Below are 19690 nucleotides of genomic sequence, written 5' to 3' on the forward strand. Positions count from 1 at the left end.
CACACATTCCCGAATGGCGTTTGATTTTTATCAAAAGCTAATCGTCCCGGTGGGCTAGGCTGGGAACCATGGGTAACCGGAACGGTCGGCGGCGCTCCCCCAGCAAGGGGGACGTGCGGGAGGAGAAGATCCTGGAGAGCGCCGCCACCCTGCTGCGCGAACGGCCGCTGCACCAGGTCACGGTGACCGAGATCGCCACCGGCGCCGGCATCACCGCGCCGACCTTCTACTTCTACTTCTCCACGAAGGCCGACGTGCTCGCCGCGCTGTTGGAACGGGTCCTGGAGCGGATACGCACACAGCTCACCGACTGGTTGGAGGACGGGGACGCCGAACCCGCGATACGCGCCGTGCTGGAGACCAACGCGTGCGTGTGGGGTGAGCACGGGGCTCTCCTGCGGGAGATCTACTTCTCCACCGCCCCGGAACCGCGGATCGCCGAGCTCCGGGACCAGTTCGCCGAATGGCTGGTCGCGGCCGTAGCCGATCGCATCGCTACCGACCGGGAGGCCGGAACGGCACTGCCCGGCCCTCCCGGGGCGACCGAGCTCGCCCGGACCCTGTGCGGAATGGTGCTGGCCTCGTTCGCCACCGCCGCCAGCTGCGGAGACCCGGCACTACGCGACGGGCGGCTGGTACGGACGTTGACCACGATCATCGTGCGCTCCGTCTACGGAAGCGGCTAGAGGGCTTCGCAAGGGAGCCGACGGCGCCCGCCTGCGGGGTGCTATACAGGAGGACGCCCCCACCTGTCCGCGACCCCACACCGGACGGATATGTCCAACGATCCACCCGCTCCCGCTCCGCCCTGCGACAATTCCCGCACTCACGGTTCCGAAGCGGCCACACCCCGCAGCCGGCCGCAACGACTCGCCGGGATCGACCTGGCCCGGTTCCTCGCCATCGCGGGCATGCTCGTCGTCCACTTCGGCACCCCGTTCATCGAGTTCAACAGCCCGACCAGCGCGATGATCTTCCAGTACGCCAACGGCCGTTCCACGGTGCTGTTCGCGTTCCTGGCCGGGATCTCCCTCTCCCTGCTCTCCCGAGCCCCCGCGCCGCCGCGGCAGCTCTCCCCGCGGCGGCGCGCGGCGCGGATCGCCGTGCGCGGCGCCGCGCTGATGGTGGTGGGGTGGCTGCTCAACGCCGTGGTGGTGTCCAGCGGCAGCGGCCTGACCGTGATCATCACCTACTACGGCCTGTTCTTCCTGCTGGCGGTGCCGTTCCTGCGGTGGAGCGGGCCGTGGCTGGCGGCGGCCGCGGGCGTGGTGCTGCTGGTGGGCCCCCAGGTCCGGTTCCTGGTGCGGCGCTCCTACGAGGACGGCGGGGCGGCCTCCGAGGTCGTCCGGGCGTTGAACTCCTACGATCCGGGACACCTGTTCTACGAGCAGGGTCTGGCCGAGCTGACGGTGTTCGGGCTGTACCCGGCGCTGTGCTACATGGCCGCGGTCTTCGCCGGGATGGCGGTCGGCCGGCTCGACCTGCGCGATCCCGCGGTCCGGCTCAGGCTGGCGGTGTTCGGCATGCCGATGGCCTTCGTCGCCTACCGCGTCTCGTGGCACGCCTGGTACCACTACGGCCTCTACGACGTGCTGGGACGGAGGGAGGAGGTCACCGGACCGGTCCCCACGGACGACGCCCGGTGGCTGTTGAGCAACATGCCCCACACGGCCACCACGTTCGAGGTCGCCGGCGCGATCGGGATCGCCATGACCGTCCTGGCCGGGTGCCTGTGGCTGGCCGAACGCGTCCCGCGCCTGCTCGCACCGTTCACCACCTGCGGCGCCATGGCGCTCACCATCTACGTCACGCACGCGCTCGTACTCTCCTGGCAGGCGTGGCTGCGGGACGACATCGGGGGGCTTCTGGGCCTGCTCGACCGCAACATGGGCGAGGTGTACGTGGTGACGGCGCTCGTGGGGGCGACGCTGTACCGCGCCGTCGCCCGTCGCGGCCCGCTGGAGGCCGGGGTGAGCGCGGTGACCACCGCCGCCGTTCCCGAACGGGGACGACGCGGCAGGCGCTCCCCACCCCTGAAACCACCGAGGCCGCCGGGGCCGGAGGAGCCGGATACGGCCCCGGCAGAGCAGGCGCCGGTCCCCGAACCGGCCCTGCCGGCTGAGCCGGCTGACGGGGACCGGAGGACGGAATCCGTTCCCGAAACCAGCGGTTGAGCCCGCGCCGACGAACCGGGGCGTTTCCTGCCGCTGGGATCGCGGCCGGGACAGTGGGCACACGTATGCCCCGTGGCCGGCAGGCGGCTCACGGGGCGATAGGTCTACAGGCGCTCGGCACGCACGTCGGCGAGGAGCGCGTCCCACTCAGCAGCCGAAAACCACAGGTAGCCCGCCTGCCGGTTCCGGGTGTCGCGGACTGCGGTTACCCGCCCCTCGCGGCTTCCACGCAGTTTGTCCCCCACTTGCTGTAACTGGACTTGTGCCGGTCCGACGTCATGCGAACTCTCCTCGTGCTTTTGCGATCGCGGCCTGAGACCGCTCCGGGGGTAGGGCCACACTGCGCAGCATGCCGAGCAGCGGGGCGCGGTCCTCCACGGCACCAGGGTCGACGATCACACCACTACCGGTACCGGCCCGCGTCCCGCGCCCCTGGCGCGCACCATCAGGGTGGCGGTCTTGTCCGGCAGGGTGACCTCGCCCTCGGCGGTGAAACCCGCCGCGCGGAACGCCGCCACCGAGGCCGCGTTTCCGGAGTCCGGCTCGGCCACGACCCGGCCGCACCGCGGGTCCGCGGCGAGCGCCGCCGCGGCGACATCCGCGAGCAGCTTCCTCCCGGTGCCGCGCCCGGTGCTCTCCCGCTCCCCTATGGCGATGTGCAGGCCGATGTCGTGGGGATCGTGCTGGTAGCACCCCGCCAACCGGTCCCGCGCCACCCGGTAGACCTCCAGGTAGGCCAGGTCCCGGCCGCCCCGCGCGACCAGCAGCGGACGGGAGTGGTCACCGGCCAGTTGGGTGGCGATCTCGTCCCGCCACCGTTCCAGCGGCCAGTCCTGGCACCAGAACTCGGCGACGTGCGGCCGCGCCATCCAGCGCTGGACCAGCTCGACGTCCTCCTCCCGCCGGGGTTCGCGGACCGACCACGGTTCCGCCAGCTCCACTGCGGGAGGAGGGGGAACGTGCGGGGCGGTCTCCTCCGCCGCGTTCACTGTTCCCCCGCCCCGGGCTGGTGCAGCGGGTTGGGAACCGTGCCGTGCACCGCCGCGTGCGGGCGTTCCGGACGGTCCCGGTAGGCGTCGAGCAGCAGCCGGTTGCGGTTCAGGCACAACCGGTCGATCTCCGGGGTGAACAGGTCGAACATCGCGAACCGGTCGGCGAGTTCCGGGAACCGCTTCTGGTAGGCGAGGACCTCGTCCCGGAGCATGCTCCAGAACTGTTCCTCCGACACTCCGAGGTGGTGTTCCACGATCGGGGCGAGGTAGCGGAAGTGGCCGACGAACAGGCCGCTCTGGATGAACTGCCGCAGGAACTCGGGGGGTTCGCGCAGCAGCGCCGCGTCCACCTCCTCCGGCATCCCGTCCAGTTCGGGGAGGTGTGTGGCGCTCACGTTGACGTCGTCCACGAAGTCCTTCACCGCCAGCCGGGCCGGAGCCTCGTCCCGGAACACGACGATGGTGTTCTCGCCGTGCGGGGAGAACACCACCCCGTAGCGGTACAGGAAGTGCAGCAGCGGCGGCAGCAGAGCCGAGAAGAGCCGTCGCAGCCACTCCTCGGCGCCCAGGCCGGAACGGGCGACGAGGGCGGCGACGAACGCGTCGCCGTTGCGGTCGGTGTGCAGCAGTGACGCCAGGGTGCGTGCCCGCTCCCCCTCATCGAGCTGGGCCTCCAGCGGTTGGCGCCAGATCGCCCCGAGCAGCTCCCGGTACTGGTAGGGGACGTCGGTGATCTCCTCCAACTCCTGGTGGCGGACCGTCACCGAGGCCACCTCGCCGAGCAGGATCGCCCGGGTCTCGTCCCGCAGAAACGGGTCGGCGGCGGCGATCCCCGTGACCCAGGTGGTCACGGCGGGGGCGGCGACGGTGCGCTCCGTCGGCAGGCCGCGCCACACCAGGGTGTTCAGGATGGACAGCGGGAGTTTGACGTGGTGGCGGTCCAGGCGGTCGGTGTTGGTGAAGGTGCGGATGGACTGCTGCGCGCGGTAGAGGTCGGGGCCGTCACCCAGCGGGACGATCCGGCGGGCCGCCACGTCCGGGGCGAAGGTCGGCAGCACCACCTCGTCCCACTGCCACGGGTGGACGGGCAGCAGCACGTAGGACTGCGGGTCCAGACCCTGTTCCGACAGGCCGCGGAGGAACCGGTTGCGGGTGTCCGCGTCGAGCTCGCCCGCGAGCAGGGTGGTGTGGTCCAGCCCGCTCACCGCGGAGTAGCGCGCCAGGGAGCGGTGCACCGCGATCCACGGGAGGCGGTGCAGTCGGCGCGCCTCCGGGGCGTAGTTCGCCGCGTCGGAGGCGGAGAACCCCACCCTGCCCTTGTTGGGGACCAGCCACGGGTGGCCGGTCTGGTACCCCTCCAGTTCGGCGTAGGGAAGGTCCGCCAGCTCCTCCGCGGTCGGCGCGTCCTCGCCCAGCAGCCGTGTCTCGGCGGCCAGGGTGGCGGTGAGCTCCCGCACGAGGTGTCCGGTGGTGTCCCCGGTCATGCCGAGGGTGGTGTGGGCGTCCAGCAGGAGGCGCAGCGGGTCCTCGGCGGGGTGGTCGCCCTCCGGTGCGGTGCGGGTGACGGTGTCGGGGTCGACGCGCCAGTCGTCGAACGCGCCGCGCTGGGCGGTGAACGTGTAGCTGACACCGCCGGGAAGGTCGACGCGGTAGGCGCCGTCCCTGGTGGCGACGGGTTCCAGTAGTTGTTCGTAGGACAGTTCGGACAGGGCCTTGGCGACCATGGCGCGTCCGGCGCGGCGCCAGTTGTCGTCGGTGAGGTCGTTGGGGACGATCAGGGACACGGGAAACCTCCTGCGGCAGGGGTGGGGAAGGGTTCACGGGGGTGGGCGGTGCCCGGTGCGGTCACGCGCCGGCGCGGGAGCGCACTTCCGCGGTGAAGGGGTTGGCGATGGTGCGGTAGACCGACTGGGTCTCCAGGGGGCCGACGAGTTCGTCCAGGCCGTCGATGCGGGTGAGCAGGTTGGCTTTGCAGCGCAGCGTCTCCGACTCGGCCAGGGTGCGGGCCAGTGGCAGGGTGTCGAACCGCCGCAGCCGTTCCCGGAACACTTCCAGGAGGGGGCGCTCGTCGGCGATGCCCAGCGCGCCGAACGCGCCGACGAGGCCGAGCACGTTGTTGACGCCGATGTAGTAGCCCAGGCGTTCGTCGATGACGGCGTCGTCACAGCGGTTGGCGCCGTCGTCGCCGACGCCGGGCAGGATCCTGTCCAGTTCGCCGGACCTGCGTTCGGAGATGTAGTACCCCTGGTTGTCGCGGTACCAGCCGCCGCTGGGCCAGCCGGCGTCGTCGAGGGTGACCAGGGTGTTCTGCTGGTGGGCTTCCAGACCCAGCCCGTAGGTGCCGTACAGCCAGAGGACGGGGGCCAGGACGGTGTCGGCGTAGCGGGCGCACCACTCCTCGGCGATGTCCTGGCGGTCGCGGCCGGTGCGTTCCTCCAGTTCGGCGACGACCCGGGAGAGCCCGGCCGTGCCGGTGTCGGGGCGTTCGGCGAGCAGGCCGGCCACGCACACGCTGCGTTGCCCGGCGGGGAACGGGTTGGCGCGCAGCACGGTCTCCAGCCCGCTCTCCGGACGCCCGGTTCCGGCGGCCGGGTCGGGGTCGACGGTGATCCAGGCGGGGTCGCGGACGATACCGAACGTGGGGTACGCCGCGGCGAGCTCGGAGGCGAGCCCGGCGTCCAGGAGGCGGTCGATCTCGGCGCCGCGCCGCAGCTCCGCTCTCAGGTTCTCCCGTTTGGAGTTGGTGATGGGCAGCCCCAGCGAGAGTTTGAGCATGACGGGGACGCCGGGGGCGTAGAGGGTGCGCAGTGAAGCGGTGGGGTACCACTCCGGTCCGCCCGGTCCCACGTCGCGCAGTGTCCCCTCCGCCAGCCGCTCGCGGACGCCGGGGCGGGTGCGGATCTCGCGTGCCTGCCACGGGTGTGCGGGGATGGGCACGGTTCCCGGTGGGGTCTCCGGTGCGATGGGGGCCAGCAGTTCGTGCGCGTCGCCGGAGGAGGAGACGACCGAGGGGTCGGCCGCGAACCAGTGCACCGGGAAGGACCCCCGCAGTTCCGGGGAGAAGTGTTCGGTCTCGGTGTCGGTGACGCCGATGCGGCTTTTCGGGGCGGGGTGCAGCGGGTGCCCGAGGACGAGGGCCTGTTCCGCGGCCAGGAACGGGGGGCGGTCGTCGGGTTCGTCGGTTTCGGCGCTGCGGCGTGTGAGGTGGTGGGCGGTGCGCCGCTGGGAGTCGGCCACCCGGGCCACCAGGTCGGAGACGGTCTCGGGGGTGCTGTCCCGGCCAGCGGCGGCTTCCTCCGCGAGCAGGGCGGCGACGGTCACCGCGCTGACCGGTGTTCCGGGGGCGAGACGCGCCGGGCCGAACCGGTGGAACCCCGCCGGGGAGTGGTGGAGGACCTCGGTCTCCAGCCGGGTTCCGCTCGCCGGGAGGTCGAGGGTGAGGGTGCCGCGTTCCGGGACCGGGGCTCCGGTCTCGCGCAGCCAGCACCGGAGCAGGCCGTTGGTGGTCGCGGTGTCGGCGACGCGGTCGAAGTCACGGCCGGCCGGGGGGTGGGCGGCGGTGGCGGCGCCTCCGCTGCCGGAGTCGCCGGGGCCGCCGGTGTTCACGGTCATCGTTGCCTTCCAGGGACGGCTCGGGGGTCGGGGTCAGTGGCTGTGGTCGTGTTCCGTGTCGGTCACGGGGGTGGCGTCGGCGGGCACGCCGAAGGTGGTGAACGCGGTGCGGCTGGGCAGGGCGTGGACCTTGCGCCCGCAGACGGAGTTGAGGATGGTGGCGGCGCGCCACGCCCCCAGCGTCAGGTCGGGGGCGCCCACCCCGTGGGTGTGCATCTCGGCGTTCTGCACGTACAGGCCCGCGCTCGTGGCGGCGTCCAGCTCGACCCGGTAGTCGCCGCCGACCCGGTAGCGCCCGTGCTCGTCCCAGGCGACCAAGTCGTGCACGGGTTCCAGGAAGTCGGGGCTGCGGGGGGTGTATCCGGTCGCCAGCACCACCCGGTCGGTGTGCAGGGTGAACGCGCGTTCCTGCTCGGTCTGGCGGCAGGTCAGCTCGTAGCCTCCCGCGTGCTCGCGGGCGGCGGTCACCTCGGTGCTGGGGGCGAGGGTGACGTCCGGCGGGTCCCCTCCGACGCCGCGCTCGTAGAGGACGTCGTAGATCTCGCCGATGGTCTCCTCGCTGATGCCCTTGTACAACTGCCACTGCTGGGGCAGCAGCCGCTCCCGCTGGTGCCGCGGCAGGCCGCGGAAGTAGTCGGTGTAGTCGGGGGTGAAGTGCTCCAGGCCGAGCTTGGAGTACTCCATGGGCGCGAACGCGGGTGTGCGGGCGAGCCACCGCAGCCGCCACCCGTTGTCCCGCTGCGCCCGCGCCAGGTCGAGGAAGATCTCGGCGCCGGACTGGCCGGAGCCGACGACGGTGATGTCACGCGCGCCGTCCAGGTGGCCGCGGTGGTCCAGGTAGGAACCGGAGTGGAACACGTCGGCGCCGACCAGCTCCCGGAACGGTTCCGGAACGGCGGGGGCGGTGCCCACCCCGAGCACGACGTTGCGGGCCCGCACCCGGTGCCGCGCCGCGCCCGACACGTACTCGACGGTGAACGTGTCCGTCGCGGCGTCGTGCTCCAGGCGCGCCACCCGGGCGCCGAACACGCAGGACGGCAGGGACTCGGCGACCCACCGGCAGTAGTCGTCGTACTCCCGCCGGGGCACGTGGAACCGTTCGGAGAAGAAGAACGGGAACATGCGGTCGTGGGCGCGCAGGTAGTTCAGGAACGACCACGGGTTCGTGGGGTCCACCATCGTGACCAGGTCGGCGAGGAAGGGGACCTGCAGGGTGGTGCCCTCCATCAGCATCCCCGGGTGCCAGTGGAACCGGTCGCTCTGCTCCAGGAACAGGGCGCGCGCGTCGGGGACCTCGTCGGTGAGGGCGGCCAGGGCCAGGTTGAACGGGCCGACACCGACCCCCACCACGTCGTAGGTGCCGGTGTCCGCCGCCTCGGGTGCGGTGGGCTTTCCGTCCCGGAGGGTGTGCCCGGTGCGGGGGGTGGTGGTCACTGGTCCTCCTCGGCGCCGGCGGCCACGACGGCGGCCAGCAGGGCGTCGACGTCGTTCTGGCGCGCCTGGGGGTTGAGCAGGGTGAGTTTGAGCCACACCGCGCCGTCGAGCTCGGTGCGTCCGACCACGGCGCTGCCGGCCCGCAGGAGACGGCGCCGCAGGGCCGCGTTCACCCGGTCGGGGTCCCGCGTGTCCGTGTAGCGGAACACCACGGTGGTCAGCACCGGGTCCGCGGCGAGCTGCAGCGCCGGGTCGGCGGTGATACGGCGCGCGGCGTGGCGGGCGAGGTCGTGGCAGGTGTCGGTGAGGCGCCCCATGCCGTCCCGGCCGAGGGCGCGCATGGTCACCGCGATCTTGAACACGTCGGCACGGCGGGTGGTGCGCATCGAGTTGCCCAGCAGGCTCGGGTAGCCGGCCTCCTCGTCGTCGGCCGGGTTCAGGTAGGCCACGCGCCGGGCCAGCGGGTCCAGCGACTGTGCCTGGCGGGTGAGGAACACGCCGGAGGCGACGGGTTGCCACCCCAGTTTGTGCAGGTCGAGCGCGACGGAGTCGCTGGCGGCGAGGCCGTCCAGCAGTGACGCGAGCCGCTGGGAGAACAGGGCGCCGCCGCCGTAGGCCGCGTCCACGTGCAGCCAGGCCCGGTGGCGGCGCGCCACCTTGGCGATACGCGCCAACGGGTCGATGGCCCCGGCGTCCGTGGTTCCGGCGGTGGCGATCACCGCGGCGGGGATGCCGCGGCAGCGGGTGAGTGCCTGTTCCAGGGCGGCGGGGTCCATGCGGTGGTGCTGGTCCACCGGAACGGGGATGACGGCTGACTCGCCCAGACCGAGGAACGCGGCGTTGCGCTGTACCGAGAAATGGGCTTCCTGTGAGCAGAGGACGCGCAGGCGGGGAGCCGCGGTGATCCCGTCGCGCGCCGGCTCCACCGCCCCTGGGGCGTTGCGCAGGGCTGCGTCGCGTGCGAGCAGCATCCCCATCAGGTTGGACTCGGTTCCGCCGGAGGTCAGCACACCGGAGGCGGAGGCCGGGTGGTAGCCGACCAGCCCGGCGAGCACGCCGAGCAGCTGGGTTTCCATTGTGGTGGCGGCGGGTGCCTGGTCCCAGGAGTCCAGGGAGGGGTTGAGTGCCGCGGCGGCCGTTTCTGCCGCGACCGCGACCGCCAGCGGGGGGCAGTGCAGGTGGGCGGCGCAGGAGGGGTCGCCGGGGTCGGCGGAGCCGCTGGCGAGGATGCGGGTCAGCTGCTCCAGAGCAGCGGTCGCCCCGGTTCCGGTGTCCGGGAGGAGGTCACCGGTGGCGGCGCGCACACCGTCGGCGAGTTCGCTCGGGTCTCCCGCGGGGATGGGGCCGTTCCGGTGGGCGGCTCCGTCCGCCAGCGCCCGCAGGGAGACGTCCAGCAGCGGCCGCAGGTGGTCCGGTCCGGTGCTGCCGCCGGCGAGGGCGGCGTCGTCGGCAGCCGGGACCGGGGCGCTGCCCGCCGGGTCACTGTGGGCGGCGGGCGGAGGCGCGTCCTCCGGGTCCCCCGTGGGGACCGGGTGGGTCGGGGGCTGTTCCTCGGCTCCGACACGGGTCGGGGGCCGGGGGTTGCAGCGAGCCGGCATGCGGGGAACTCCAGTCTCGGGGAGATCGCTACTTAGCGAAGCCTTACCTGTCTAAAGTGAGCCTAACCTATTTTTGAGTGCATGGAGTATGACACACGTCACCCGCGAGGCACCCGTTTTCCGAGCCGTTCCGCACCTCACGTCCAGCGCGGTCGTGCCACCGGTGGAGTGCCGCGCCTCCGCGACGGACTCCCGTCACAGGTAGACCGGGTACGGCCAGTCGCTACGAGCCGTACTGAGACGTTCCGCACCGCCCCGGCACGGCGGACACCGGAACCGGCACCGATAACCGCCCCAGCGCTCCCGCCCCGACCACAGCGTCGCAACGACCGGTTCGCGCGACCACGGGATCGCCGCACCCGCCCGAGGTGGTTCACGAGGGCGAGTAGGACGCCGAGGCGGATGCGGAAGAGAAGGCCTTCCGGACCTCCGTTCACAGGGGAACCGGTCCGGATATCCGACGGAACGGCCTCCCGCCAGAGAACCCTCGATCACGCGCCGCTCCTCGAAGCCGCTGGCAGCTCGGTAGTTCCGAGAACGCCCGACTACGCTTGGGCCGAGGTACGTCACCGTGGCCTGCGGGGTGTGCCCCAGATCGACACCACCGTGTGGACGGACAACGGCCGGATTCCCTGGTGAACCCACAAAGCCGGATCCGCGGAACCGGCAGGACCCCGGAGACACTGGCCCCTGCCTCCGCAGAAAGACCAGCGATGCCCAGAGCCGTTCTCTCACTCCTCCTCGCGGTGGCGGCCCTGTACGCGACCTCGTGTGCCCATATGCCCGAGCCGATCGACACCACTGCCGCCGTCATCGACGGCTCTCCCCTGCACGGCCGCTACAACCACTCCGTCGTATGGACGGGGTCCGAGATGATCGTGTGGGGAGGCCAGGCCGACACCACCGTCAAGGACGGTGCGGCCTACGACCCCGGGACCGACACCTGGCGCACCATCGCCGAGGCTCCCGTCTCGGCCGGCTCTGCCGACACTTTCATGTCCGGGAAGCGTATGGTCTCCGTGTCGGAGGAACTGGTACTGGTCTACGATCCCCGGAGCGACGAGTGGGCACGCGTGGAACCGGGGTTCGACGTCGTCGATGGCGCACCGTTCTCCTCAGGACGGGCGGCCCTCGTGGGAACGGACGGCGACGGCGTCCGCGTCGCGCTGGTCGACGCCAGGGACGGCACCGCGGAACGGTTGTCCGCGCGCGGTATCGACCCAAGCTCCCGGACCAACCTCGCGCTCGCCACCCGCGGTACCGACGACCTGTGGCTCCTGGCCGCCAGCACCGACACCGGCAACGCCGCCGAGAACGCCACCACCGACCTCTACCGGTGGGACGAGGGCGAGTGGCTGCGGGAACGGACCGATACCTCCGGCTACCTGGTCCCGGCCAGCGGAACCGGCGTTCACGACTCCGGGCCCGCTTTCGCCCGATGGGAAGCCGGCCGGCTCCTCTCCCTCAACAACGCCTCCCTGGGAATACACGCTGCCGACGGACGCAGCGCGGCTCCCCTCCACGTCGGGAGCGAAGGTGGCCCGTGCCTGTCGAGCCGCTACACCGTCCTCGCCGGGGACGAGCTCCTGACATGGTCCGGGCCCACCTGCACGGCCGACACCACCGTGACCCACCCGCCCACCGGATTGAGAGTCCCCACGACCGGGGCCGAATGAATGGTGGTGTCCCGGAGGGGGAACGCGCGCCGCTCGGAAAACGGTGAACCAGGGAATCAGCACCGTCCGGGTACCCGCATCCAGCCACCGCACGAAAAAGGCCCTGAACGGGAAATCCCCGCTCAGGGCCTTCATCAGGTGCGCCATCAGGGACTCGAACCCCAAACCCACTGATTAAGAGTCAGTTGCTCTGCCGCTTGAGCTAATGGCGCCCGTCGCCCGCGTTTCCCGCGGCGGCGACACGTGTCATCCTACCGGATCAGACGGGTGGTCGGTGCACTCCGCGGGTGCAACGCGGCTCACACCGGGCGGTCCGCGGACCGCCGCACGGCCGTCACCGCACCCGGTCGACCTCGTTGCCGAGACCGCGCTCGGCGACGTGCTCCACGGCGCGGTCCTCGCGCAGCGCCGTGAACAGCCCGTCCGCGACCTCCCGGTCCAACCGCGCGATGTTCCTTCCCTCCACCCAGTCGGTGGCGGCCACGGGCAGGCTCGTGAACGTGAGCCCCTCCGGTCCGATCCGGGCCAGCCGCACCGCGAGCGCGCGCAAGGTTCCCGCGCCGGCTTCCTCGTCGACGGCCAGCGACCCGCTCGCCGCACCCAGGAACGCGTCCAGCTTCACCGGGTCGCGCACGATCCCGGCGTCGACCGCCTCCTCACCCATGGCCTTCAGGAGGGCCTGTTGGCGTTTCGCCCGGTCGGCGGTACCCTCCGGTAACCCCTTGCGTTCGCGGACGAACCGCAACGCCTCCTCACCGTCCATCCGGTGGTGGCCCGCCGACCACGACCACGCGTTACTGGGGTCGTCCACGTCCTCCTTGACGTGGACGTCGACACCGCCGAGCGCGTCGACCATCGCCTCGAACCCGTGGAAGTCCACCACCGCGAAGTGGTCCACCCGCACGTCGGCCAGTTCCTCCACCGTGCGGGTGAGCAGCGCGGGACCGCCCTCACGGAAGGCCGTGCTGACCTCGTCCTTCCCTCGGCCGGGCACCGTCACCCAGGCGTCCCGGGGTATGGACACGACGACGGCGCTCTCCGCGTCCGTCGGCAGGTGCAGCAGCATGACGGCGTCGGCGTGGGCCTCACCGGAGCGCCACTTCCCCTCCACGGGGCCGCCGCGCAGGTCGGATCCCACGAGCAGCCAGTTCGTCCCCGGATCGCCGCTCGGACGGCCGCTCTCGGTCGGCGCCGCGCCCTCCACGCGCTCGATGTTGCGCTCGTGGACGCTCAGCCGCCACAGCCCGGCGGCGGCTATCGCGACCACCAGCAGAACGACCGCGCTCAACGCCGCCGTGACCGCGCGGCGGCGACGGTGCCGCGGTTTCCCCATCTCCGGATCCCGGTCGGTCGCTTCTCCGTTGGGGGATACCTTCCCGCTGCTCGCGCTGTTGCACGTTCCTCGGCGGAGGAACCAAAGCCGCGCACCCCGCCTGCGCCGGTACCGCCGACGGGGTGGGGCTCGCGGTTCCGAGTAAAGGGGGGGAGAAGAACGGGTGCCCCGTGCGGACCCCGGACGCGCCCGTGCTGCCCCGAACCGGCGTAGAACCCGTTTCCCGGAGTGAAGAACACCGGCGGACCACCGTGCATGTGAATTCCCAGAAAAAAGGGGAACACGAGATCCATGCCTCCCGGGAAACCGAAAACTTCTCCCCTTTTCCCGGCGAAACACGCGCAACCCCTCAGGACACGGAAACCCCGCAGCCACCGACCACCCAAAAACCAGGAAAAACGAAAACAAATTCGAGAACAGAAAATACACGAACCCCTTTGCAATCATGTGGAACAAGATGTTTCCTATACTCTTTTCGGGAAAGGACAACGCGAAAGTTCGCGGCGGCCTTGCGACAGGCCCCGCACGGTAGGAGAATGAAAGCACATGTCACGGGTGTGGGAAGCTATATTCCCGCCGACGAGGTAACCAATGAACGGATAGCCGCGGAAACAGGGGTTTCGGCGGACTGGATAGAGAAACGGACCGGGGTGAGGTGCCGCCGGTGGGCGCACCCGGAACAGGCGACCTCCGACCTCGGCGCGCAGGCGAGTCGCAACGCGCTGGCGACCGCGGGGGTCTCCCCCGAGGAGCTGGGGCTGATCGTCAGCGCCACCTCCCTACCCGACGAGCTCGGCCCCTCGGTCGCCTGCCGGGTCCAGGAGCGGCTCCGGGCGCTCAACGCCGCGGCCATGGACGTCGGAGCGGCGTGCAGCGGGTTCCTGTACTCGCTCGAAGTGGCGCGTTCCTGGATCACGTCCCGGGAGGAGCACCGCCCCGTCCTGGTGGTGGGCGCCGAGGTGTACTCGCGGTTCCTCGACCCCCGGGACCGGGGAACCGCGGTCCTGTTCGCCGATGGAGCCGGAGCGGTGGTGCTGCAGGCGGGAGACGAGGAAACCGGTCTCGAACCGTTCCGGCTGGGAGCCGACGGCACGGGGGCCGACCTCGTCGGCGTGTTCGCCGGAGGGAGCCGACGCCCCGCCTCCCGGGAAACGGTCGCCTCGGCCGAGCACACGATCCGCATGGACGGCAGGAGGATCAGCGAGTTCACCGCGGAGATATTCCCGCGGATGGTGCGGGAGTGCCTGGAGGAGCACCGGATCGCGTTGTCGGACATCGACCTCGTGGTTCCCCACCAACCCAACCCCCGCCTGCTGCAGGAGGTCGCGACGCGTCTGGGCATCAGCTCGCGTCAGCTCGTGCTCACCGGTGACGAGGTCGGCAACATCGGGGCCGGATCGGTGCCGTTCGGTCTGGCCCGCGCGGCCGGCACGGGGCGCCTGCGTCGCGGGGACCGCGTCCTGTTGTTGGCCTTCGGAGCAGGCATGACCTGGGGAAGCGGACTTCTGACCTGGTCAGGAACCGCTCCACACACCGCACGGGAAGGAGATCCCGCATGAATGTCCTGGACACGTTCCGCCTCTCCGGATACCGGGCACTGGTGACCGGAGCCTCACAGGGGATCGGACGGGCCACCGCGCTGGCTCTGGCCCAGGCCGGTGCCCACGTGGGTCTGACCGCCCGCAACGAGCAGGCTCTCACGGAGGTGAGCACGCGGGTTTCCGAACTCGGAGGCGAGGCCGCCGTGATCCCCGCCGACCTGCGGCAGTCCGACAGCGCGCGGGACGTCGTGGAGGAGGCCGTCTCCTCGCTGGGCGGGCTGGACCTGCTCGTGCACAACGCCGGCGGTCCCCAGACCGACGCGGAGGGCCGCATGATACTGCGCCCGCTGACCGAGACCTCCGACCAGGACTGGCAGGAGGTGATCGACATCAACCTCATGGCCGCGGTGCGCCTGTGCCGGGCCGCCCACCCCGCACTGCGGTCCTCGGAACGCGCCAGCGTGCTCCTGGTGTCCTCGGTGGCCGCCCTCGTGGCTGTTCCCGGTATGGAGTCGTACGGAGCGGTGAAGAACGGGCTCCTCTCCTACGTCCGCTCCCTCGCCGTGGCCTGGGCACCCGACGGTATCCGGGTCAACGCCCTGTGCCCCGGCTGGGTCCGCACCCAGCTGACGGAACCGATACACGGCGAGAGCGCGACCTCCCAGGCAGCCCTGACCAACGTTCCCATGCGGCGCTGGGGCACCCCCGAGGACGTGGTGGGGCCGGCCGTCTTCCTCTCCTCCCCCGCCGCGTCGTTCGTCACCGGTCAGCATCTGACGCCGGACGGAGGGCTGACCGCCTTCCCCGCCATGCCTGGCTCCGGAGCCGAGGAGGGAAACCACCATGCGTGACTCGCTCTGGGTGGCGGGGGACCTCCTCCCCACCCCGCGCTCACACCCGGAGATACGCCCCTACAGCGAGGTCCTGCACGGGCTGCACACGGGCGAGGTGCGCGGGGTGCGCCTCGCCCCCGCCCTCGGCGTCGGCCCGAGGGACTGGAACCACCTCGCCGAGACGATCGCGCGGCTGGCCCCCACGGAGCCGGTCACGCTGGCGAGCTCCCCACCCGTGCCGGTCGCACGCGCCGAGGTGCTCAAGAACTCCCAGGAGAACGTCGTCATCGCCGGCCCCGAAACCACGGACGACACCGTCGAGTGCGCCCTGGCCGTCGCTGACGGCAACGAGCTCATGCGCGACCACACCGCCCAGCGTCAGCACCTGCCGGGGATGCTGCTCATCGAGGCGGGCATCCAGTGCACGACGTGGGCGACGAGGCAGTTGCACCCCGCGCCCGACGGCAGGCTCCCCGTCTACCCGGTCATGCACGGCTGCGAGTTCGAGTTCGACCGCTTCCTCTTCTGGCTACCGGTGCACCTGAGCGTCACCCTCACCCCGACGGGCACGGCCGACTCCGCGAAACGGCCGCTGCGCGCCGACGTCGAGTACCGCCAGCGGGGGCGGTCCGCCGCCCGGGGGCGGTTCCACTTCAACGCCTTCGATCCGCCCCGGATCCACGAGGTGGAGCAGCACCAGTCCCGGAAGGCGATCAGCGGCCCACCGAGCGGCGGCACCGCGCCGCGCTGAGGAGGAACACGATGGCGGATCCCGCTCGCGACATCCGCACCCGGCTGGAGGCCGCCGCGCACGGGCTCCCGGTACCGGAGCCCACCGCGGCCTCCCTGTTCGACCACGAGGTCTTCTCCGCCCGGTCCAGCGTCTCGCCCGACGAGCACTACCACCTCACCCACGAACGCATGCGGGTGCTGAACCAGCGTCTGGGCGGTGGGCGCTCCGTACTGCGCTCCCCGGAGTGGATGCTCGCCGTACTGGAACACGCGGCGATGATCGACCCGTCCCTCTTCCTGAGGGCGATGGTGCACTACGCGGTCTGTCTCAACGCGGCCGTCCGGCTCGGGGACGGCAACGAGGAACTCACCGCCGCGGTCGACCGTCTCGACACCCTCGCGACGGTCGGGGGTGTCCTCATCACCGAGGTGGGGCGCGGCAACAGCCACATCTCGGTACGTACCCGCGCCGAGTACGACCCCGAGCTTCCCGGGTTCCGGATCACCACCCCCGCACCGGAGGACGCCAAGTTCATGCCTCCGGTGGGCCTTCCCGGGGTGCCCAAGACCGGTGTCGTCTACGCCCGGCTGTTCGCCGGCGGACGGGACCGCGGGGTCTTCCCCTACCTGGTGGACATCCGGGACGAGCACGGCCCCCGCCCGGGGATCGGGGTGGACCGGCTGCCCGACACCAGTGTCACGCCTCTGGACTACTCCCTGGTGTCCTTCGACAACGCCCCCGTACCGTTCGGGCGCTGGCTGCGGGACACCGCCGAGATCACCCCGCGCGGCGAGTTCCGGGAACCCGAGGAGCACGCGCAGCAGCGGCTCGTCAGGTCCCTGACCGTGTCCTCCAGCGCCTCGGCGGCGGGCGCCGCCGCACTCGCCGCCGCCACCCGGGCCACGGCCGCCATCGCCCACCGTTACGCTCGGCACCGCCGCACCGAGAGCACGGTGGCCGAACACGTCCCGGTCATCGACTACCGCGTCCAGCAGGACTCCCTCTTCGGTGCGATCTCCTCGGCATACGCGACGACCTTCCTGGTCGACAGCGCCCTGCGGAGGTGGGCCGAGGGCCGGACCACCGCCCCCGAGGGCGACGATGCCGCCGGGGCGGCGACGTGGGCTCCCTGGACAGCGGTGAACAGGGAACTCTCGCTGGCCAAGGTGTCGGCCACCACCACCGCCGAGCGCGTCTGCGCCGAGGCGCGGCGGCGGTGCGGGGCGCAGGGCGTTCTCACCACCAACCGGATACCGTCCTACGAGGCGCTGGCACAGATCTACAACAGCGCGGGCGGGGACAACCGGCTCATCCTGTTGGATGTCGGCCGCGCTCTCGCCGCGGGCACGGGCTACCAGCCGCCCCGGGCGGAACGGCCGTCACCGCCGTACCGTTCCCTGACCGATCCCCGCATGTGCTCCTACCTCCTGCGCGCGGACGAGCGGTGGTTGCACGAACAGGCGTCCGCCGCCGTCGGTACGGGAACCGCTCCCGACGCCCTGGAGGAGTGGAACGACCATCTGTGGCTGCTCCTCGAACTCGCCTCCGCGCACGCGCGACGGTTGGAGTTCCAGGCCTTCGGGGAGGCGGTGGGGTCGGTATCCGACCCGAGGGCGTCGCGGGCCCTGCGTTCCGCCTACGAGCTGTGGGAACTCGACGCCGTCGGGCAACGAGCGGCCACGCATCTCGCCCACGGCCGTATCACCGCCGAGGAGTACCTCGCCCTGCCGCGGTTACGCTCCACGGTGCTGCGGAGCTTCGACGGCCCCGTCCTGGCCGAGGGGCTGGGAGTGCCGTTCGACCAGCTCAGCGTGCCGATCGCCGACCCCGATTACCCGTACCTGCTCAAACACGCGAGGACGTAGGCATCCCGCGGAAGGATCGGGCCGCTGCTACGCGGCAGGCGCGCTGCCGCCCACGTCCGGGGAAACGGTGAAGCGGTGCTCTCGTACGGCACAAGCGGGAAGCCGCTGACCACAGCGGCCACCCGACCGGGGCACCGCGGGGGGTCCTCGGTCACGAGGCGGGTCACCAGAGAGAAGAGTGCGCCACCAGGGACTCGAACCCCGAACCCACTGATTAAGAGTCAGTTGCTCTGCCGCTTGAGCTAATGGCGCGAACCGTGCGGTTCCTGCGGCGGGCTGGCCGTTGCCGCCCGAACCGACGCGGTTAACCTTAGCATCCCGGACAGCCGCTCGCGAACCGAACGGAGGCCGCCTGCCCGACACAGTCGGGCGGGCGGAGCGGACCGGAGTGCTCTGGGTGGCTGGTGGGGACTGTTCGTCACGAGGGGCGCCCCGGAGCGGTACCGGCGGGCCGAGGATCAGGGCAGAGCGGATCCTCGGCCGAGGAGGACGGGAACACCGCCGGCGCGGTGCCGCAGCGACGCGCACGCGTCCGCCGGCCAGGCCCTACCCCCACATCGCGACGACACTGGCGACGACCGCGATCGCGGCGATGACCCCCACCACCGTGACAACGATGGGGGTGAGGGGACGCCTCGGTTCCCGCTGGTCCTGCTCGGGTTCGTTGTTCTCCGACACGAACCGGTGGAACATCGTCGTCGATCCCGCCGGGTCGCTCTGGTTCTCGTTGTTGTCCGTGTTGTCTGACATGGGAGGACTCTCGCTATTCACGTCGTGCCGTGTCGATTTTCCGAAGGGAACAAGCGTAGGAAACACGTGCGGTGTTGTCGCCCCTGGCGGCCCGGTTCAGTCCGGTACCCGTTCCGTGGACTCCAGCAGGGCCGTGTGCGCCTCCGGTGAGGCCCCGGCGGCGCGCAGCGCCATCCCGGCCGCTCCCAGAACACCCTCGGACGCTGTCCTCGGCACCACCCCGTGGCGTTCCCACAGCCCGGCGTGCACCTGGTCGGCGACCGGGCCCGAGGCCAGGAGCGAACCAGCGCACACCACAGGGGAGGCTCCCATCGGCTCGGGGGCCACCGCCGCGATGTTGGTCAGCAGCCGCCCGGCGGCGTCAGTGACGATATCGGAAGCGACACTGTCACCGCCAGCGGCCGCGCACGCGACCTCGGGCGCCAACACACCCAACTCGGCGGGCGGACGCTGGTGCACGGCGCGGATGATCTCCTGCGCGTCGCCGGGGACGATGCCCAGCGTCGCGGCGACCCGGTCCCGCAGCCGCGTGGACCGGCCGCGCCCGTCGATGTCGGCCAGCACCGAACGCAGCGCCGCCAACGCGATCCACACGGCCGAACCCTCGTCCCCCAGGAGCCACCCGTAGCCGTCGCACCGGTGCACGACCTCGCCACCACGGACGTAGGCGGCGAAGGCGCCGGTCCCCGAGCCGAGCACGGTTCCCTCCGCGGCGGTGCTTCCGGAAGCGAACGCCGTGGCGACGTCGTCGGTCACGTACGGCTGCCCGGGCAGTTCCAGTGCCCGCCACGCCTGGGACACGGTCCGCAGCGCCGTCTCGTGCCCCGCGGCCGAGGCTCCGGCGACCCCGAAAACCCCGCCCCGGACCGCGACGTCACCCGAGGCCTCCAGCGCCGAACGCAGCGCTGTCTCGAACGCTTCCGACGGGTCGGAGCTGGAGAACTGGTTGGCTCCCCCCGCCCGGCCGGTGGCCAGTACCCGGCCGTCCAGCGCGGCGACGGCGCACCGCGTCGATGTTCCGCCCGCGTCCACACCAATTGCGACTTGTTCGGTCATGGCAAAAGCCTACGGTTCCGCCACCGCTTTCGGGTGCCGCGCCCGCCGGATTCCACCATCCTCGCGACAGCGGTGTGAAACCGCAGCGCACAG

17 protein-coding genes and 2 tRNA genes are annotated in these 19690 nt (G+C 71.5%); 7 read left to right on the forward strand and 12 right to left on the reverse strand.

The features are described from left to right. Positions 1-68: 68 nt before the first annotated feature. Together FHX37_RS12010 and FHX37_RS12015 are read left to right on the forward strand one after the other, a co-directional pair. Positions 69-686, forward strand: coding sequence for a TetR/AcrR family transcriptional regulator (locus FHX37_RS12010; RefSeq protein WP_141923975.1), 618 nt, complete (start codon positions 69-71; stop codon positions 684-686). A 90-nt stretch (positions 687-776) separates the two neighbouring features. Continuing rightward, positions 777-2174, forward strand: a complete 1398-nt coding sequence (locus FHX37_RS12015) for a heparan-alpha-glucosaminide N-acetyltransferase domain-containing protein (protein WP_211351811.1) — start codon at positions 777-779, stop codon at positions 2172-2174. A 104-nt stretch (positions 2175-2278) separates the two neighbouring features. On the opposite strand, the gene FHX37_RS12020 is transcribed toward FHX37_RS12015, so the two are convergent. The 7 genes from FHX37_RS12020 to FHX37_RS12045 all read right to left on the reverse strand — a co-directional run bounded on the left by FHX37_RS12020 (position 2279) and on the right by FHX37_RS12045 (position 9810). Then, positions 2279-2419, reverse strand: coding sequence for a DUF397 domain-containing protein (locus FHX37_RS12020; protein WP_342777612.1), 141 nt, complete (start codon positions 2417-2419; stop codon positions 2279-2281). 31 nt (positions 2420-2450) lie between these two features. After that, positions 2451-2573 (reverse strand): hypothetical protein, encoded by a 123-nt coding sequence (locus FHX37_RS23875; protein WP_281288295.1) that lies wholly within the window; start codon positions 2571-2573, stop codon positions 2451-2453. After that, positions 2570-3163 carry a GNAT family N-acetyltransferase gene (locus tag FHX37_RS12025; protein ID WP_211351812.1) on the reverse strand — a complete coding sequence of 198 codons (594 nt, stop codon included), beginning with the start codon at positions 3161-3163 and terminating at the stop codon, positions 2570-2572. The genes FHX37_RS23875 and FHX37_RS12025 overlap by 4 nt, the downstream gene beginning before the upstream one ends. Continuing rightward, on the reverse strand, positions 3160-4950 hold the full coding sequence (locus tag FHX37_RS12030) for an IucA/IucC family protein (protein ID WP_141923976.1): 1791 nt from the start codon (positions 4948-4950) through the stop codon (positions 3160-3162). The genes FHX37_RS12025 and FHX37_RS12030 overlap by 4 nt, the downstream gene beginning before the upstream one ends. 61 nt (positions 4951-5011) lie before the next feature. Continuing rightward, entirely contained in the window at positions 5012-6778 is a 1767-nt protein-coding gene (locus tag FHX37_RS12035; RefSeq protein WP_141923977.1) for an IucA/IucC family protein, read from the reverse strand. A 33-nt stretch (positions 6779-6811) separates the two neighbouring features. Continuing rightward, a complete protein-coding gene (locus FHX37_RS12040; protein ID WP_141923978.1) occupies positions 6812-8212 on the reverse strand; it encodes a lysine N(6)-hydroxylase/L-ornithine N(5)-oxygenase family protein in 1401 nt (466 codons plus the stop codon). After that, positions 8209-9810 (reverse strand): pyridoxal phosphate-dependent decarboxylase family protein, encoded by a 1602-nt coding sequence (locus tag FHX37_RS12045; protein WP_141923979.1) that lies wholly within the window; start codon positions 9808-9810, stop codon positions 8209-8211. The genes FHX37_RS12040 and FHX37_RS12045 overlap by 4 nt, the downstream gene beginning before the upstream one ends. Positions 9811-10589: 779 nt before the next feature. Between FHX37_RS12045 and FHX37_RS12050 the strand changes: the two genes are divergently transcribed. Then, positions 10590-11486, forward strand: coding sequence for a Kelch repeat-containing protein (locus tag FHX37_RS12050; protein WP_170181567.1), 897 nt, complete (start codon positions 10590-10592; stop codon positions 11484-11486). A gap of 139 nt (positions 11487-11625) precedes the next feature. Here FHX37_RS12050 and FHX37_RS12055 read toward each other — a convergent pair. Further along, positions 11626-11698, reverse strand: a tRNA-Lys gene (locus tag FHX37_RS12055). Between the two features lie 122 nt (positions 11699-11820). Then, positions 11821-12819: an LCP family protein gene (locus FHX37_RS12060; protein WP_141923981.1), complete on the reverse strand. Its 999-nt coding sequence runs from the start codon at positions 12817-12819 to the stop codon at positions 11821-11823. Between the two features lie 536 nt (positions 12820-13355). Here FHX37_RS12060 and FHX37_RS12065 point away from each other — a divergent pair. The 4 genes from FHX37_RS12065 to FHX37_RS12080 are packed head-to-tail and all read left to right on the forward strand — an operon-like array spanning position 13356 to position 17791. Then, positions 13356-14378, forward strand: a complete 1023-nt coding sequence (locus FHX37_RS12065; RefSeq protein WP_141923982.1) for a 3-oxoacyl-ACP synthase III family protein — start codon at positions 13356-13358, stop codon at positions 14376-14378. Beyond that, positions 14375-15211: an SDR family NAD(P)-dependent oxidoreductase gene (locus tag FHX37_RS12070; RefSeq protein ID WP_141923983.1), complete on the forward strand. Its 837-nt coding sequence runs from the start codon at positions 14375-14377 to the stop codon at positions 15209-15211. Before FHX37_RS12065 ends, FHX37_RS12070 begins: the two co-directional genes overlap by 4 nt. Further along, positions 15204-15944 carry an AfsA-related hotdog domain-containing protein gene (locus FHX37_RS12075; RefSeq protein WP_141923984.1) on the forward strand — a complete coding sequence of 247 codons (741 nt, stop codon included), beginning with the start codon at positions 15204-15206 and terminating at the stop codon, positions 15942-15944. Before FHX37_RS12070 ends, FHX37_RS12075 begins: the two co-directional genes overlap by 8 nt. Before the next feature lie 11 nt (positions 15945-15955). Continuing rightward, the gene (locus FHX37_RS12080) at positions 15956-17791 is read left to right on the forward strand and encodes an acyl-CoA dehydrogenase family protein (RefSeq protein WP_141923985.1); all 1836 of its coding nucleotides are present in this window, start codon (positions 15956-15958) and stop codon (positions 17789-17791) included. A gap of 179 nt (positions 17792-17970) precedes the next feature. On the opposite strand, the gene FHX37_RS12085 is transcribed toward FHX37_RS12080, so the two are convergent. The 3 genes from FHX37_RS12085 to FHX37_RS12095 all read right to left on the reverse strand — a co-directional run bounded on the left by FHX37_RS12085 (position 17971) and on the right by FHX37_RS12095 (position 19597). After that, positions 17971-18043, reverse strand: a tRNA-Lys gene (locus FHX37_RS12085). A gap of 294 nt (positions 18044-18337) precedes the next feature. Continuing rightward, positions 18338-18541, reverse strand: coding sequence for a hypothetical protein (locus tag FHX37_RS12090; RefSeq protein ID WP_141923986.1), 204 nt, complete (start codon positions 18539-18541; stop codon positions 18338-18340). A gap of 96 nt (positions 18542-18637) precedes the next feature. Then, positions 18638-19597, reverse strand: a complete 960-nt coding sequence (locus FHX37_RS12095; RefSeq protein ID WP_141923987.1) for an N-acetylglucosamine kinase — start codon at positions 19595-19597, stop codon at positions 18638-18640. Positions 19598-19690: the final 93 nt, after the last annotated feature.

Source organism: Haloactinospora alba, assembly GCF_006717075.1.
In the GTDB taxonomy this organism is placed as follows: Bacteria; Actinomycetota; Actinomycetes; order Streptosporangiales; family Streptosporangiaceae; genus Haloactinospora; species Haloactinospora alba.